Origin of the sequence: Pseudoalteromonas sp. S4741 (assembly GCF_005886135.1) — a bacterium.
Taxonomy (GTDB): domain Bacteria; phylum Pseudomonadota; class Gammaproteobacteria; order Enterobacterales; family Alteromonadaceae; genus Pseudoalteromonas; species Pseudoalteromonas tetraodonis.
Genome location: NZ_PNCN01000099.1, coordinates 1 through 15872, shown reverse-complemented (window position 1 = coordinate 15872; position 15872 = coordinate 1). Strand labels below are relative to the sequence as shown.

Genomic DNA, 15872 nt, shown 5'->3' with positions numbered 1-15872 from the left:
AAAGGAGCCAGCGCGGTCTCTTGGTGTTTCAAGTTCAAATTGACCTACAGATGATTTAACGGTTTTTTTGCTAGTGCCGTTCTTACGGTTTGGTTGCAGATCAGCTTCTAGATGCTGCTCTAGCTCTGCTCTGAGTGCAGCTTCAGTTAATTGTTTAATTAGCGGTGTCAAAACACCATCTTCACCAGTTAACCCTTTACCAGATTGAAGTTCAGCTAATGCTTTGTTGAAGTCGAAAGATTGAGTCATGTGTCACTCCTGTTTTCTTAATATTACTGAAATGACACAGATTTCTAAACACTACCGCTTTTAATAGCTCAGATAAGAAGTCATAAGGTTCAGCAATTTTAGTGTTATTCACTTCATATATAACGTCACCTGAAAGTAGTCCAAGTGTGTCAGCTTGTGACTCTTTTTTAACTTCATGTATTCTTATCATTTGTAAATCCTTTTAAATATATTGCTATTACTTTTAGTATTTTATAGAACCTGAGTTGTAATAGCTGAATGAAACAATGCTTATTTTAATTTAAGTGACTCTGAGTGTTATTACTTTCCCACTTTAGCAAATCACTTACAGACCAACGAGGGCTACAATTTTTAGGTGTAACAGGTTTAAGGAAACTACCTGCTTTTCTTATGTTAAAAAAGTAGTTCGGCTAAAGCCGTAACGCTCTAAAATGTGGTTTATTGATAGATAATTTTTAGACAAGATTGCCCACTTAAAAACTTGATAGTTTGAAAGGGAGACGCGCAGCAATCTAAAATTGAAGATAGGGACGTACAACCTGTTTGTGTAATTAAATTACCCAAATACTATTCTACGAATTAAAATTGAAGTCAACATATTTTTTAAAGCTAAAAAGTTTAATGAATATCTAGTTCAATATTTCGTCAACGCTGTTTGCTTGTTAATCAAAACCGAGTGTGCTTTAATCATTGTCCAAAAAAATTATAGGGATATAAAATGTTAAAGAAATTCTCAATCTTATCAACTATTTTAATTGCAGCAGGTTGTTCGTCTGTTACCAAAGAACCAGTAGTTATAGACCCATTTGAGTATGAAATAAATGCGAGTAAAAATGACTTGTATTTCGCATCTGTAGATTGCTCTTTAGAAAATATTACAGCGCCTTCGAGCAGTGGGCAGTTTTTCGACTACCAAGATAAAGAGTCAGGTAGATTAGCAGTTGCTTTCGAATCTAGTTATATGCTCTCAGGCTTCACCCCTATGCCTTTAAAAACAACAATGGCAATAAAAGTTAAAGATAACAACTTAAATATCCGCTTTAACTCCTTACAACAATACTTCGACTCTTTAGGTTGGACAAGTGTTTATCAAAGGAAAGATGGTAGTATTTCTGAAGCTGAGTTGAAAATACAAGATCTAGCTAAAAATATATCAACCTGCATAAAAGATAGAGTTTAATACCTAAAGCCCTCATTGAGGGCTAACCCTTACCTACAAGTCTTATTCCCCCACCTTTTCTCAAAACACTATTAAGTTTATAAGAATTATAAAAATGATAAATATTTCCCTTACGTGTTAATCAAAACCTATTATATAAATATATTTTGATTAATTATCAAAAGGTATATATCCAATTTATAAAGCGATTACCAAGCATGCAAAAGTAATTCGTTATTCTCGAATTGGCAATGGCGGCTCAGCGCAAATAAAGAAAAACTATAGCTCAGAGGAGTATGCTGCTGAGGCTTCACTATTACTTAAAGCATTAAAAATTGAAGAGCCGGTGATTTATGTGGCGCATTCTTATGGAGCTTATATCGCAAGAGTATTTGCAGCAAGCTAGCCTGATAACATTAAAGCGTTAATGTTAATTGAACCCGCCTCAGAGCATGATGTTGATATTATGCGTAAGATTGATTTATCGCGCACTGAAAAAGAAATTGCCGCGATAAAACGTGATGATATGAAAAACGGTATGTCAAATCAGTATTTAGACTTTTGGTCTAAGCGACCTTTGCCCGATTACCCACAAATAGCTGATATTCCTGTGACGGTTATTGCCTCAATTAAAAAGTATGAAAATCCGTCGGTGTTATTTTTTACTGATAAAGGGCGTGAAATGTGGGGGGAACTGCATGCAAACTGGGCTAATGCTTTTCCTCAAGGTGTGACAGTGCTAACCGGTAAAAGTTACCACTATCCACAAAATAATGAGCCAAGGATAGTAATCGCGCAAATCCAAAAATTGCTAAAGCGTACTCATTAAATAAAAAGCTAAGGCAGTTTTTTAGATTGTTTAATCAGTTTAATTAAAATGATAGTGAGTACCGCTGCTGGAAGTAACCAAATAAAATCACTCATTGTTGTAACTTCTTATAGTAATTCACTTAAGCTTTAGTGCTTAAAAGTAAAGTTAGATCAAAACTTTGGACATAAAGCGTGGCTAAAGCCTTTTTCGGTTAGCAAAAAAGTGGCGCTGGGCGTCGAAAATATATATTCCTCATGAAGAAGAAACGCGATTGTTCCTTTTATTTGCTCACCTTGATGTTCTGAGGTGTCGCTAATTAATTGTTCAGGATCTAACTGGCTTGGGCTTGGAAAGTTATTATAAAGATGCTTAAAAATTAACGTAGCAATTGTGTTAAAGGTATCGTTATTTTTCATTTTTTGAGAGTCCTTAATTTATATATGTAGCAACAAACTGGCTGTTTTAAATATGATTTTTAAATAATAACACATTAAAAATAGGTACATGATCATCCTGCTATTTTTTAAGCTTTAATTTTGCTAGCTGCTGCTTTCATTTATTAAAATGATGATTAATTGTTATGCTTACCCCGCTAAAAAGTAGTGTGTGTGTTGCGCAAAATCATAAAGTGTAATTGAAGAGTTGTAAAAATACGTTATCATTGTAAAACAACATGTAAAATCAAGCAGGTACTTAGCTCACGCTGACCAAGTTCGAGTTAATAACATCAACAAGGCAAGCAAGGACAAATTATGACACCTATGAAACCTTTAGCACTGGCAGTGGCTATGGTTGTTTTTTCACATCCGGCACATGCAGATACAGATCTTGATAAAGTAAAGCAGCAATTAAGCAGCTTACAAAAACAAGTGGAAATGCTGCAAAAGCAACTTGCAAAAGCAGAGCAAAAAAGTGAAAAATTAATCGAGCGCACCATTGAACAGAAAGAAGATACAGCTGAAGTTAAAGTAGCTAAACATGAACACAAGCCTCAGGGAATTAAAATTGGCGGTGCTGTTCGAACCAACTATAGCCACACCTCGTATGATGACGATAATAAAAATCGCGGTGGCGATTTTGATTTTGATATTTTTCGTCTAAATTTCTCAGGCGATGTGGGTGATGTAAAATTAAACGCTGAAATTCGCTTTTTTGATTATATGACCGCTGTTAAATACGCTTATGCAGCTTACGATTTTGCTGATGATTGGCAAGTTCAAGCAGGTATTACTCAGGTTCCTTTTGGTAACTGGCCATACAACTCACATAACTACTTTTTCAGCACTAACTATTACGTTGGCCTTGAAGACGACCACGATTTAGGGGTGTTATTTAAGCGTAAAATTGCCGATAACTGGCAGCTTGATTTAGGCTTTTTCAAAAATGATGAATTAGGTGGTGTTGATGGTTATGTAGATAACCGCAGCGATCGCTATTCTTACGACATTGTTGGTTTTAGAGAAGCCGGGGATGGTGTTTACGCTGAGCCGACCAATCCAATTGGTGAATATAATACGTTCTCAGGTCGTTACGGCTACCACCTAGAGCATGAGGGTGGTAAAACTGAAATTGGTGTGTCAGCGCTTGCTGGTGGCTTGCATGATGGTGTTGACCGCGCAGGTGATTATAACGCATGGGCATTACATTTAAACAGTAATATGGGCCCTTGGAACTTGCAATTACAACATGGCGAATACAACTACGATATTGATAACGTAAACCGTATTGCTGTAGGCGCTTACTCGTTTTACGATAGCATGGCAGCGGAAGCAACTATGTCGAGTGCAAACATAGCATACAGTGTGCCGGTGCAATGGGGCGCAGTAACAAACTTACAGTTTTATAATGACTACAGCGCTATTTACGACAAATCAGACAACAGCAAAGATACCTGGATGAACGTAACCGGTTTCTCGGTCGCTGCAGGTGGTTTATTTACATACTTTGATTTAGTTCATGGTAAAAACATGCCGTTTGTTGGCGGTTCATTAGCGGGCGATAGCAGCGAAACTGAACGCCGCTTCAACATTAATATTGGCTATTACTTCTAATAAGCTAGTATTCAAAGCACACGTCTATATACCGGGCGTGTGCTGCTTTGGTTTTTAAAAATTATTTTACCCTACCAATTTCAGCACCTACAAATTGATAAATCTCTAATCAACTTCTAGTATAAAAGTTCAAATGGAATTAAATAAATAATCCATATAGCTTAGCTGGAGGCTAGACATCGATGATTGTCGTTAATGAGCAGGTATTATCAGATGTAAATAAAAACTTTATTATTCCCCCAAAACCACAAATTTTAAATGACCTTGAATTATTAGCATCTGCACAAGAGCCCTCGCTTTCAGACGCCGCAGAAATCATTGCTAAAGATGTGGCTATAGCGTCTGCTATTTTAAAAATTGTTAATTCACCCGCTTATGGCTTAGTACGTAGTGTGTCTGATATTAAACAAGCCATCATGTTTTTAGGTTGGAATGGCATAGAAGCACTTATTCCTGCGCTTAAATTAAAGCAAATGTTTTTACAAAAAACATGTTGTATTAGTTTAGAGCGTTTTTGGGATAACGCGTCTGAAATTGCTAATGTAAACATGATTGTTGGACAGCGAGTAAAAAATAAAATTCCAGTTGAATACTTATACACTCTCGGTTTATTTCATGATTGTGGCATAGTTCCGATGGCGATTAAATATGACGACTACGTCAATGTGCTGCATGGTTCAAATAGAAGCAGTAAAGAAAGTTTAGTTGATATTGAAGATCGTGTTTATGGCGCTAACCATGCCATTATCGGCTATTACTTAGCATCGAGTTGGCATTAACCAAGAGATATTTGCCAGCTTATTTTACGCCATCATGATTTAAGTTTACTTGAGGATACATCCGATCCTAATCAACAGCTCTGTTTTTGTGTATTAAAGCTCTCTGAAAGCATAGTAAATAGTATTTTACGTGATGAAAAAATTAAAGATTGGGAGCGCCTTGAACCGTTTATACTTAAAAAGTTAAATATGTCTGAAGATGAATATATTGATTTACAAGAAGAAGCGATTGAATACTTAAATCAGTAAATAATCAAGCCGGGTTTGCAGCTTAGTTAAACGAGCGGTTATTTGTCGCTTTTATTAAAACGAATATGCTCAGTTTAATTAGACTAAAGTCTATAGGTTAGTTTTTTTCACTTATTGGTTTGTTTTTAATCGTTTGTCGAGATTAAGTAAACACTCTAAAGTTTAGTTGTCGGCAACAAGCACGACTAACCAAATAGGAAACTAATCATGAAACGCTCACTTATCAAAACCATCGCTCTTGGCTCTTTATTAACTTGCTCAGCTGCTGTAATGGCTGATCAAAGTGACTACAAGTTAATGGTTATTGAAGAGGCTGCAACAGCCCCACAAGAATTCGAAGTTGCATTTAACAGTTGCGCATTAAATGTAAAATCAAAAAACTACAGCCAAGCTGAAGAAATTTGCTCAAAAGCAATTACATTATTACAGCAAAGTACAGGCCCACGTTTTAAAGTACGTGAGCTGACTTCATTTGCTTTAAGTAACCGCGGTGTTGGCCGTTTAATGGCTAAAAACGAAACCGCAGCGTTATCTGACTTTTACGAAGCACAGCAAATATCAGGTAACGAGTTAGTGTCGCACAACTTAACACGTGCTAAGCAAGATCTTGCTCTATAACATCTATTAGTGATTAAAAAAGCCCATGCTAATTTTGTTAGCATGGGCTTTTGCATTTATGTAGTTGGCTTATTTCATGTCTGTAAATTATTGTCGATTAAAAGTTGAGTCAATTTTTTTAATCCTTTACCTTTGTTGGTTATTTTCCATGCAAGGTATAAGTCTTGAATAGGACGTGGTTCAATGAGCTCCACAACATGAAGTGTTTTAGCTTTAATATGTTCAGCAATAAGGTTTACTGGTAAATAACCAATCCCGATTCCCGATAAAATAGCGGTAATTTTTTGTTTTACGGAGCTTACATAAAAACGTTGACTACCTTCGATTAAATTAGCTGACCACGGAATACTTTGTTTTGCAGAATCATGAACTATCACAGTGGTGTATTGACCAAGAACACTAGGCTTGATTGGTTTTTGCTCTTTTGCTAAAGGGTGGGATGGGTGAACCACAAGTACATTTTGAATATCCGTTATTTTCACTGCCCTGATCCCTTTTTGAGCAGGCACGGGGGCGGGTGCACCAATCACTAAGTCAACATTGTCTTCTATTAATGCCTCCCATGTACCGCTCATGACCTCTTCTTTTACATCAATTTCAATGCTTTTATGTTCAATTAAAAATTGTTGCAAAGCAGCAAAAACATTAGTTACGTCAATAATTGAGTCACAAGCAATCCGTATTCTAGGCTCCCAGCCATTAGCTATGGTTTGTGTTTGCTCCGATAAAATATTTATAGCATTGAGCACTTTACGCCCCTCGCTCAGTAAATGTTTACCTGCGGGGGTTAAAACTGCTCGCCGACCTTGGCGCTGAAACAAGGTTACATTTAATTGCTCTTCAAGTTTATTAACAATATACGACAGGGCTGATGGCACTTTATTAAGTTGTTCTGCAGCGGCTGCATAACTGCCACGATGCTCAATGGCGTCTAATACCAGTAAAGCTTCTATGCTAATAGGGGGTGTATTCATCATCATACCAAATATTAACTGTTCAAAATATTTGAACATATAAAGCAAATAATAGGAGTTATTTAATTTTAATTCAACTTATACAATAGCTGCATAATCAACAAAAACAATACAGGTAAACATTATGACGATTAAAAATATCACAGCTGCCATCACAAAAACTGAACAGTCTTTTGCAACTCTACCATTAAGGTTTATTGCAGGATTAGTGTTTAGTGCTCATGGGGCACAAAAACTGTTTGCATGGTTTGGTGGCTATGGCTTGGAAGGTACAGGGCAATGGATGGAGTCGATTGGCTTAGCACCGGGCTATTTAATGGCGTTAATGGCGGGTGGCGCTGAATTTTTTGGTGGATTACTACTCATCGTTGGTTTGCTGGTGCGTCCTGCGAGTTTTGTACTGGCTATCACTATGGTGGTTGCTATTTTTACCGTACATATAGATAACGGTTTATTTATGAGCAACAACGGTTACGAGTTTGGTTTATCGTTGTTGGCAATTACCTTAGCCTTATTTATTCAAGGAGCTGGAAAGCTATCCCTTGATGGAAAAATTCATAACAAATTAAACCAATAAGCTGAACATATAACTGATTGAACTTTAAGCTGCCAATCTGCCTAAGGTTGGCACATTCTACATACTTAGGAGACGGACATGGGATTACTTGTTAACGGTGAATGGGTCGATAAATGGTACGACACCGAAAAAAGCGACGGTAAATTTGTACGTCAAGACAGCCGTTTTAGGGATACTATTTCATCAGCGCCACAAAGCAAATTCCCCCCTGAGGCGGGGCGTTATCATTTATATGTATCGCTGGCGTGCCCATGGGCGCACAGAACGATTATTTTTCGTAAATTAAAGCAGCTCGAAGATATTATTTCTATGAGCATTGTTGAAGCGCCAATGATGGAAAACGGCTGGGAATTTGGCGAGCAGGGCGATCCACTTTATAACTTAGATTACGCCTATCAATTATATTTAAAAGCCGATCCTAGTTATGAAGGGCGGGTTACTGTGCCGATTTTATGGGATAAAAAAACGCAAACTATTGTAAATAATGAATCAATAGAGATCATTCGTATGCTTAATAGTGCGTTTAATGAGCTAACTGGCAATACTGATGATTATTATCCAGAGCCACTTCGTGAAGAAATCGAAGCCGTGAATAACCGTGTCTATAACACCATTAATAATGGCGTATATAAAGCCGGTTTTGCTACTACACAAGAGGCTTACAACGCGGCTTACACCGCACTATTTGATAGTTTAGACTGGCTAGAAGCGCGTTTAGCTAAGCAGCGCTATCTCGTTGGTGATGTTATTACAGAAGCTGATTGGCGTTTATTTACAACCCTTATTCGCTTTGATGCGGTGTATCACGGGCATTTTAAGTGTAACCGTCAAAAATTAAGCGAGTTTCACCATATTAGCAATTACGTTAACGAGCTGTACCAAGTACCGGGTGTTAAAGAAACCGTCGATTTAGAGTACACAAAGGTGCATTACTATGTAAGCCACTTAACGATTAATCCAACACAAATAGTACCGCTGGGTGCAAAGCATCATTTTGATGCTCCACACGACCGTGAACGTCCTTATTAATTAATGTTTATTCTTTTTGAGGAAAGACCATGATCAATCATTATCCAAAGAACAGTTTAGGCAGTGCCGATCACGGTTGGCTTAAATCTAAACATCATTTTAGTTTTGCACATTACTATAATCCAGCACGTATGGGCTTTGGTACATTACGCGTTGTTAATGATGATTGGGTTGCACCTGAAATGGGATTTGGAGCGCATCCACACAAAAATATGGAAATTATTAGTTTCATACGCAGTGGTGCCATTACTCATCAAGATAATATGGGTAATAAAGGTATAACCGAGCAAGGAGAAGTGCAGGTAATGAGTGCAGGCACAGGCATTGTGCATTCTGAGTATAATCGTACCAATAAGCCTCTTACTTTTTATCAAATTTGGATTCAAAGTAATAAACAAGATGTGCCGCCGCGTTGGGAAAGTAAAAAATTTCCGACCGACGTAGCTAACGAGCTTACGCTTTTAGTATCGGGTTATGCAGAAGATGCGGGTAACACATTATTTATCAATCAACAAACACGCATTTATGGTGGAAAGCTTGCAAAAGGTACCACCATCACTCAGCGTATTGATCATCAAGCTTATGTACTTGCATCTGATGGTGTATTTACTGTAGATGACAAAAACAGAGTAATTACCATGAACAAAGGGGATGGTGCTGAGGTCACTCATGCTGATTTTATCACGCTAACTGCAACAACAGAGTGTGAAATAATTATTATTGATACACTAGCCTAGGCTATTCGGTTTAGTTGGGTTTATCTTAATGGCGCAGTAAACGCTGCGCCATTGTTTTACAAGCTTATAACACTATACCTTAAAGCTATCTACTTGCGATTTCATTTGCTTGTAAAGCGCTGATATATTTTTTGACTGCAGTGTTATTTGCTCAGAGGTTTGTTTCATTTGTGCTGACTGTTCTTTAACGATACCAAATTTCTATTAATCTCATTTGCTACATGGGATTGTTCTTGTGCTGCTTGTGCGGTTTCGGCCGACATTTGCTGCACTTTTTCAAAGGTGTGAGTTAGGTTGCTAAAAATACTAATAACGGCATCAAAATTACTTAGTGTGGCATTAGCATTTGTTTGACTGTTTTTAAAAGAATCTGATGACGCTTTTACATTGTTATTTAATCGTTGGATCATTGTATCTATTTCATCGGTGCTTTGTTGTGTGCGGGTAGCCAACATTCTAATCTCATCAGCGACAACGGCAAACCCTCGGCCTTGCTCACCAGCTCTGGCAGCCTCAATCGCGGCATTTAACGCTAATAAGTTAGTTTGTGAAGCGGTCTTTGACTTGTTCAGCGTTTTCTAAAAACTCTGCTTTATTGGTCTCATTATCGCCTGTGGCACTGAGTAGATTTTCCAGTGCAATACGTGCTTGGTATATGTCTCTGTCAGCATTTAAAATAACGGTAACGGCTTCAAAAAAAGGTTTCGGTTTGCCTTTTCATCGCGTTGTCTTGTATGTAGAGTAAACATTAGTCACAGTAGGAAGTTATGCCAAGGAAATAGATAAATTGATTGGTTGTTTTTTGTTCTACTTTAACGCGTTGAAAATTTTACCGCCAGATTTATTATCCTTACAGCGCGTATTACCTTAAAATAGCGTTAATTGGTTCATTTTTATAAAGGAATTCTGCTGTTAATGAATTCTATTTTCCCCAGCGTATTTGGCCGCCTGTTTACCCCACACCTCGCTGTTGATATTAATCAACAAGGTTTAGTCATTAACAACAAAAAGCTCACAGATACACTGAATTGGTGCGATTTAACCTCGCCTATTTGTTATGAATATGGGGTGCTTGGACAAACACTACGTTTTTCAACACAGTCTGGGCAGTATCGAGTGTGGATGAGGGCGTATGGCAGTCACCGAATACTTAAAGCCAAGACGGATCAGCTATGGGTCAATAATAATATTGAACCATTAAATGAGCTGCTAGAAAATATTAACCAATTTGCACATCATCAATTTTTGCGTCAATCCTATGTGGCAGATATAAAACAGCGCGTTAAACAACAATACAACCGCTGGTTACCTTGGATAAAAAAGAGTGAGGCATTGGCAGTCGTTAGCACGCAAATAAAACTGCTCGAACAATATAGTCAGTGGAGCGATTCATTAACTCGCTTTTTACAGCATAAATACACACAGACACAGTTGCAGCGTTATGCTGGTTTTTTCGACAACGTTGAAGCAAACCCACTTACTGAAAAGCAAAGACGGGCATGTATTATTGATGACGATAATAACCTCGTATTAGCCGGAGCCGGCACCGGTAAAACCAGTGTAATGGTGGCGCGAGCGGGCTATTTAGTTAAAAGTAATCAAGCTAATTACAGCGATATTTTATTATTGGCCTATGGCAAGCAAGCCGCCAGTGAAATGGACGAACGTATTAAATCTAAGCTGAAAACACAGGCTATAAAAACCGCCACTTTTCACAGCTTAGGTTTAACAATTATTGGTGAGGTTGAGAGAAAAACGCCTAAAATATCTAAACTTGCTGAAAACGAAACAGCTAAAATAAAATGGGTTGAAAGGTGTTTTGAATCGCTTGCTAATGCTAAGCCACAGTATGCTAAAGCATTGGTAAACTATATAAATAACAATCTTAATGACGTTAAAAGTGGGTTTGAATTAAGCACTGCAAAGCCTAATCATATAGCGCTTCTAAAAGAGATAAAAGCTGGTGGTTATTTAACCAAATTAGCGACATTATTTAGTCAATTAATTAGCGTGTATAAAACAGCAAATATAACGCTTGAGAACGATTCAAAGCAGATACAGCAGGCTTGGAAATTATTAAAGCCATTATTAGCCAACTATAACCATTATTTAGATACTCAAGGTGAAATAGACTTTGACGATATGATCCTCAAAGCCCTCGATTATGTTAATACAGGAAAGTTTATATCACCTTGGCGTTATATCATGGTTGATGAATTTCAAGATATATCGCCTACGCGTGCGGCGTTGGTTAAAGCGCTGCGCGATAGTAAGCCTGGAAGCTCATTGTTTGTAGTAGGCGATGACTGGCAAGCTATTTACCGTTTTAGTGGTGCTGATATGCGCCTTACCACAGAATTTGCCGCACATTTTGGTTTTACCACACAAACCATATTGGATGTTACGTTTCGTTTTAATAATAAAATTAGTGAGGTTGCTTCATGTTTTATCATGAAAAACCCTGCCCAGTTAGCTAAGCAAATTAACTCGTTATCACAAGTGACAGAGCCCGCTATTAGCGTATTAAAAACAGCGAATGTTGTCTCAAGCAAAAATACAAAAATAGCTGAGCTAAATAATGGGGCACTTGCCCATTTACTCGACACTATAAACAAAAATAAGCCCGCTGTTGTGTATTTACTGGCACGCTATCGCTTTCAGTTACCTACTAAAGCCGATATTAACGCCTTGCAGCACACCTTTGCTTCATTACAAATTGAGTGTGATACCTTTCATGGTTCAAAGGGTAAAGAAGCCGATTATGTAGTTATATTAGGTATGCATGGCGGGCAATTTGGATTTCCAAGCACTAAGCCATCGCCTGCAATGTTAGAAGCTCTCTTACCCGCTAAAGATTTGTATGCCCATAGCGAAGAGCGACGCTTATTTTATGTGGCGCTCACTCGTGCTAAACACAAGGTGTTTATCATAAGTGATGACAACAACCGCAGCTGTTTTGTTGACGAGCTCATAAACGAGCATCACATTGAGCTAAAAGAGTTAAAAAACATAAGCAGTACAGTGTTAGCGCAGGTAAAAACCGCTTAGTGGCAAACGAATAAGCTTAAGCGGTTTATCGCGTTAGTTAACCTGCAACAGGGGTGTTACCTGTAGGTATTTTTTTCATACTTTTTATGAGCATATAAATACAGGTGGTAATTAAACAACCACCTAAATAAATAAGCACACCATGGCTTGCATCAGAAAAATGTGTTGCCAACAACGGGCCTAATACAGAGCCGACACTGTAGCTGAGCAGCATTATTTCAGTGGCTGACACTATTTTTGCCATAGGTAAGGAGTCACACGCTAAAGTAATTGCAATCGGATAAAGTGCAAAACTACACGCACCTAATACAAAGTAACTTACAACTAATCCGCCAAAGCTATGTGCGTTTAATACTCCCATTACGCTGGCAGCACCAACAAAACAAAAAATAGCCATAAGTAAGCTTTTTATAATACGGGTTGATAAATAACTCACTAAAGGTTGCACCAGCATACCACCTAAAATAATCACCGCCATAAGTAAGCCGGTATATTGGGCTTGATCAGTTTGCGCGGCTATATAAACTGGTAATAACCCGTAAATAGGGCCTAGTAATAATCCCGATACTAAACAGCCTAAAATAGCAGGGCGGCTTAGAGTTTTTAACTCTTTAAGTGGCAGCTTTTGTAATTGCTGAGCATTAGGTTGGCCTTTTGTAATTAATAATGGAGCTAAAATAGCCAACGCCAAAAGGGCTACGACAAATAAATACGGTACGGCACCTTCAGTGCCAAGCGGTGTGATTGCTAATTGCCCCACAGCGCTGCCACCATATAAAGAGGTCATATATAAACCTAAGCGTTTAGCTCGCGCCTTAGGAGTATTTGCCATTAACAACCACGACTCAACCACGACAAATACTCCCGCAACAGCAATACCAGCAATAAAGCGAGCAGTTAACCACATAGTGGCTGTAGGGGAAATGATCTGTGCAATAACACTGATGATCAGCAACATTAAAAATGCGATAAATGCCATACGGTGGCCAATTTTTACTACCACACACTCAATACACAGCGCGCCAATAAGTAAACCAAAATAAAAAACGCTGGCAAGCCAAGGCGCAAGATCAATACTTAACTTAAAAGCACTCAGTGATAACGGGATCAGGCTCATTAAAAAGCCCGAAGCAATAGCAAAAAAAGATAAACCAATAACAGGGGCTAAAGGATTATTTGATTTACTATTAGCGGCAAGTTCCACCATTAGATTATTCCGATAAAAAGGGTTTAAATAATTGCTGATTTAGGTGTGATAGTGGCTCGATTATTTGAAGCAGATTAATTTGGCTGCGAATTTATGCTGCTTTTTATACCAAGTAAAGTGTTTTTTAATTGCTCAATCAAAATAATTTTTAAAATGTTTTTTTACGTAAATTAATCGCTTAATTGCAATCTGATTGTAGAAATAAGTTAGCGTTTTTGTTTTATATTTGTTGAGTTTTTAAAAAGGGTAATAACTTATTAATGGCGGGGCATAGTTAAAAAATAAAAGCCCATGTTGGGCTTTATTGGGCTTTATTGGTGTTTATTTTAGTGCATGGCAAGCGCAAACTTATGGTACAAACCAATACCAACAATCACATTAAACGGAAACGTTACCCCTAAAGAGCTCAGCATAGCTAGGCCAATATCAGCCTTGGGAACGGCTGCTTTAATCGCCGCAGGGGCTGCAATATAGGACGCACTAGCCACTAAACTACCGAGTATCACCACCGAGCCTAATTCCAATTTTAATAGTGTGCCTACAGTTACGCCGATAGTACCTAAAAATAGCGGAGTGACAATAGCAAATGCAGCGAGTCTCCAATGCTGCCAAGGAAATGGGCGCAGAGTTTGCGCAGCCACTAAACCCATTTCAAGTAAAAATAACGCCAGTACTACTTTAAAACTACTGGTTAAAAGACTGGTTACTTGGCTGCCTTGCTGTGTGCCATACATCATTCCGATGATCACACCGCCTACCAATAAAATCACGCTTTTGTTAGTGAGTGTTTCGTGCCAAAGCGCTTTGAGCGACAGTGTATTACTTTGGCTATGTTGTTGGTCGAGTTTACGATACAGCATTAAACCGACAATAATGGCAGGTAATTCGAGCATCACTAAATACAGTGTAACCTCAGCACCTACCTCTAATTTAGCCGACTCTGCATAAGCCAATGCAACTGCAAAGGTACCTGCACTTACCGAGCCATAATGCGCGGCAATACTGGCGCTATTGGCCACACTGAGTCTAACAATATATTTTAAAATAGGGTAAAGAGTGAGGGGAATAAGGCCACCGAGTAACATAACCGAGGCCATTTCAGGAAGAAGCTGCCAGCTTAAGTTTCCATGCAGCACCATACCACCTTTTAACCCTATGGTGAGCATTAACAATAGACTTAGTGTGTCATAAGTGGCTTTAGGTATCGCTAAATCAGAACGTAAAATCCCCGCCACTAATCCTAAAATAAAAAACATTACGACGATATCAGGCACACTGTTCTCCTTTTTGTTATTAGTTACTCAATTTGTTAAGCGGCGCTATTGTAAACCTATCTTTGTATAGTAAATAATAAAATGAATGATAGTATCTTATAGATAAAAATCTATGAGGTGAGTAATGAACATAAGGCAACTATCATTTAGGCTACTCGAAGTCTTTATGAGTGTAGTTAAAACCGGCTCCATTAGCGAAACTGCTCGGCAATTGCATTTAACTCAGCCTACCGTTTCTTTGCAAATTAAGCGCTTACAAGAAGCCGTTAATGAGCCTTTAATTGTTATGCAACAGCAAAAATTACAGGTTACCGAGGTTGGCTTACAATTATTTAGAACTTGTGAGCAAGTGTTTGGCCACTTTGATGATTACCAAGACTATTTAGCCGAGCTTAAAGGCGGGGAGCGCGGGCGCTGTAAAATTGCCATGGTAAACACTGCACAATATATTTTGCCTAAGTTACTTGGGCCCTACAGTAATGCCCATCCCCATGTAGAGCTGCCATTAGAAATTGGCAACCGCTCTGCAGTATTAGCGCGTTTTGAACGTGGAGAAGACGACATTTATGTGTTTAGCCACCCACCATCACTTGAACATGCCCAAGCTGCGCGTTTTTTACATAACCCCTTGGTCTTTATTGTGCCGCTTGATCATCCGCTTGCCGGTGTAAAAGCATTAACATTAGCTGATTTAATGCCATATCGATTTTTATTAAGAGAGCCAGGCTCTGCTACGCGTATGCTTTTTGAAAGCGAATTACAAAGCCGTGGTTTAGTCCTTAGCGATAGCGTGCAAATGGCCAGTAACGAAGCCATACGAGTTGCTGTTTCCTCGGGAATGGGGATTGCGGTGCTTTCCCATCATGTATTACCAAAAGGTGATAACAGTTTTAAAGTGCTCAATGTAACCGACACCTGCTTAGCCAGCCATTGGTATTTTGTAGTGCGCACAGACAGGCATATTTCTCATGCTGCGCGCAGCTTTTTAAAATTTGCCCAGCTGAATTTAGAGCAATATCTCGATAAGCAATGGGTGCGTAATGAGCTAAATGGGCTTAATTTACATTAGGGTCTGTTGACCTTTCAAGATTAAATTTGCAGCAGTCTGTT

Annotated in this window: 16 protein-coding genes and 1 pseudogene; 10 read left to right on the top strand and 7 right to left on the bottom strand. The window is 38.4% G+C overall.

The features are described from left to right. Window positions 1-249: transposase (locus tag CWC30_RS13585; RefSeq protein WP_171034722.1), on the bottom strand; the 249-nt coding region annotated here is incomplete at its 3' end. Next, window positions 212-439, bottom strand: a complete 228-nt coding sequence (locus CWC30_RS13580; RefSeq protein ID WP_138627356.1) for a hypothetical protein — start codon at window positions 437-439, stop codon at window positions 212-214. The genes CWC30_RS13580 and CWC30_RS13585, both read right to left, overlap by 38 nt. A 528-nt stretch (window positions 440-967) precedes the next feature. On the opposite strand from CWC30_RS13580, the gene CWC30_RS13575 reads away from it, so the two are divergent. Both CWC30_RS13575 and CWC30_RS13570 read left to right on the top strand, forming a co-directional pair. After that, entirely contained in the window at window positions 968-1429 is a 462-nt protein-coding gene (locus CWC30_RS13575; RefSeq protein WP_138627355.1) for a hypothetical protein, read from the top strand. Window positions 1430-1601: 172 nt separating this feature from the next. Beyond that, window positions 1602-2237 (top strand): annotated as a pseudogene (locus CWC30_RS13570) (alpha/beta fold hydrolase); the annotation flags it as partial. A gap of 152 nt (window positions 2238-2389) precedes the next feature. Here the strand turns inward: CWC30_RS13570 and CWC30_RS13565 are convergent. Next, a complete protein-coding gene (locus CWC30_RS13565; protein WP_036982419.1) occupies window positions 2390-2635 on the bottom strand; it encodes a hypothetical protein in 246 nt (81 codons plus the stop codon). 336 nt (window positions 2636-2971) lie between these two features. Between CWC30_RS13565 and CWC30_RS13560 the strand changes: the two genes are divergently transcribed. The 3 genes from CWC30_RS13560 (at window position 2972) to CWC30_RS13550 (ending at window position 5916) form a co-directional block, all read left to right on the top strand. Further along, complete coding sequence (locus tag CWC30_RS13560) at window positions 2972-4270, top strand: porin (RefSeq protein ID WP_138627354.1); 1299 nt, start codon at window positions 2972-2974, stop codon at window positions 4268-4270. Between the two features lie 182 nt (window positions 4271-4452). Further along, complete coding sequence (locus CWC30_RS13555) at window positions 4453-5049, top strand: HDOD domain-containing protein (RefSeq protein ID WP_249929874.1); 597 nt, start codon at window positions 4453-4455, stop codon at window positions 5047-5049. Between the two features lie 456 nt (window positions 5050-5505). Next, a complete protein-coding gene (locus tag CWC30_RS13550) occupies window positions 5506-5916 on the top strand; it encodes a hypothetical protein (protein WP_013465125.1) in 411 nt (136 codons plus the stop codon). 74 nt (window positions 5917-5990) lie between these two features. On the opposite strand, the gene CWC30_RS13545 is transcribed toward CWC30_RS13550, so the two are convergent. Beyond that, window positions 5991-6890, bottom strand: a complete 900-nt coding sequence (locus CWC30_RS13545; protein ID WP_138627353.1) for a LysR substrate-binding domain-containing protein — start codon at window positions 6888-6890, stop codon at window positions 5991-5993. 124 nt (window positions 6891-7014) lie between these two features. On the opposite strand from CWC30_RS13545, the gene CWC30_RS13540 reads away from it, so the two are divergent. From CWC30_RS13540 to CWC30_RS13530, 3 genes are all read left to right on the top strand, one after another. After that, window positions 7015-7467 (top strand): DoxX family protein, encoded by a 453-nt coding sequence (locus tag CWC30_RS13540; RefSeq protein ID WP_138627352.1) that lies wholly within the window; start codon window positions 7015-7017, stop codon window positions 7465-7467. A 78-nt stretch (window positions 7468-7545) separates the two neighbouring features. Then, window positions 7546-8496 carry a glutathione S-transferase family protein gene (locus CWC30_RS13535; protein WP_138627351.1) on the top strand — a complete coding sequence of 317 codons (951 nt, stop codon included), beginning with the start codon at window positions 7546-7548 and terminating at the stop codon, window positions 8494-8496. Between the two features lie 29 nt (window positions 8497-8525). After that, window positions 8526-9233 (top strand): pirin family protein, encoded by a 708-nt coding sequence (locus CWC30_RS13530; protein WP_138627350.1) that lies wholly within the window; start codon window positions 8526-8528, stop codon window positions 9231-9233. A 164-nt stretch (window positions 9234-9397) separates the two neighbouring features. Here the strand turns inward: CWC30_RS13530 and CWC30_RS18840 are convergent, their stop codons facing one another. Continuing rightward, the gene (locus CWC30_RS18840; protein ID WP_249929875.1) at window positions 9398-9751 is read right to left on the bottom strand and encodes a methyl-accepting chemotaxis protein; all 354 of its coding nucleotides are present in this window, start codon (window positions 9749-9751) and stop codon (window positions 9398-9400) included. Between the two features lie 397 nt (window positions 9752-10148). Here CWC30_RS18840 and helD point away from each other — a divergent pair, with 397 nt between their 5' ends. Further along, window positions 10149-12281, top strand: a complete 2133-nt coding sequence (gene helD / locus CWC30_RS13520) for a DNA helicase IV (protein WP_138627349.1) — start codon at window positions 10149-10151, stop codon at window positions 12279-12281. A gap of 37 nt (window positions 12282-12318) precedes the next feature. Here helD and CWC30_RS13515 read toward each other — a convergent pair whose 3' ends face one another. Together CWC30_RS13515 and CWC30_RS13510 are read right to left on the bottom strand one after the other, a co-directional pair. After that, window positions 12319-13488: an MFS transporter gene (locus tag CWC30_RS13515; RefSeq protein ID WP_138627348.1), complete on the bottom strand. Its 1170-nt coding sequence runs from the start codon at window positions 13486-13488 to the stop codon at window positions 12319-12321. A gap of 326 nt (window positions 13489-13814) precedes the next feature. Beyond that, window positions 13815-14762 (bottom strand): sodium-dependent bicarbonate transport family permease, encoded by a 948-nt coding sequence (locus CWC30_RS13510; RefSeq protein ID WP_138627347.1) that lies wholly within the window; start codon window positions 14760-14762, stop codon window positions 13815-13817. Between the two features lie 124 nt (window positions 14763-14886). On the opposite strand from CWC30_RS13510, the gene CWC30_RS13505 reads away from it, so the two are divergent. Further along, complete coding sequence (locus CWC30_RS13505) at window positions 14887-15831, top strand: LysR family transcriptional regulator (protein WP_138627346.1); 945 nt, start codon at window positions 14887-14889, stop codon at window positions 15829-15831. The last annotated feature ends 41 nt before the right edge of the window (window positions 15832-15872 follow it).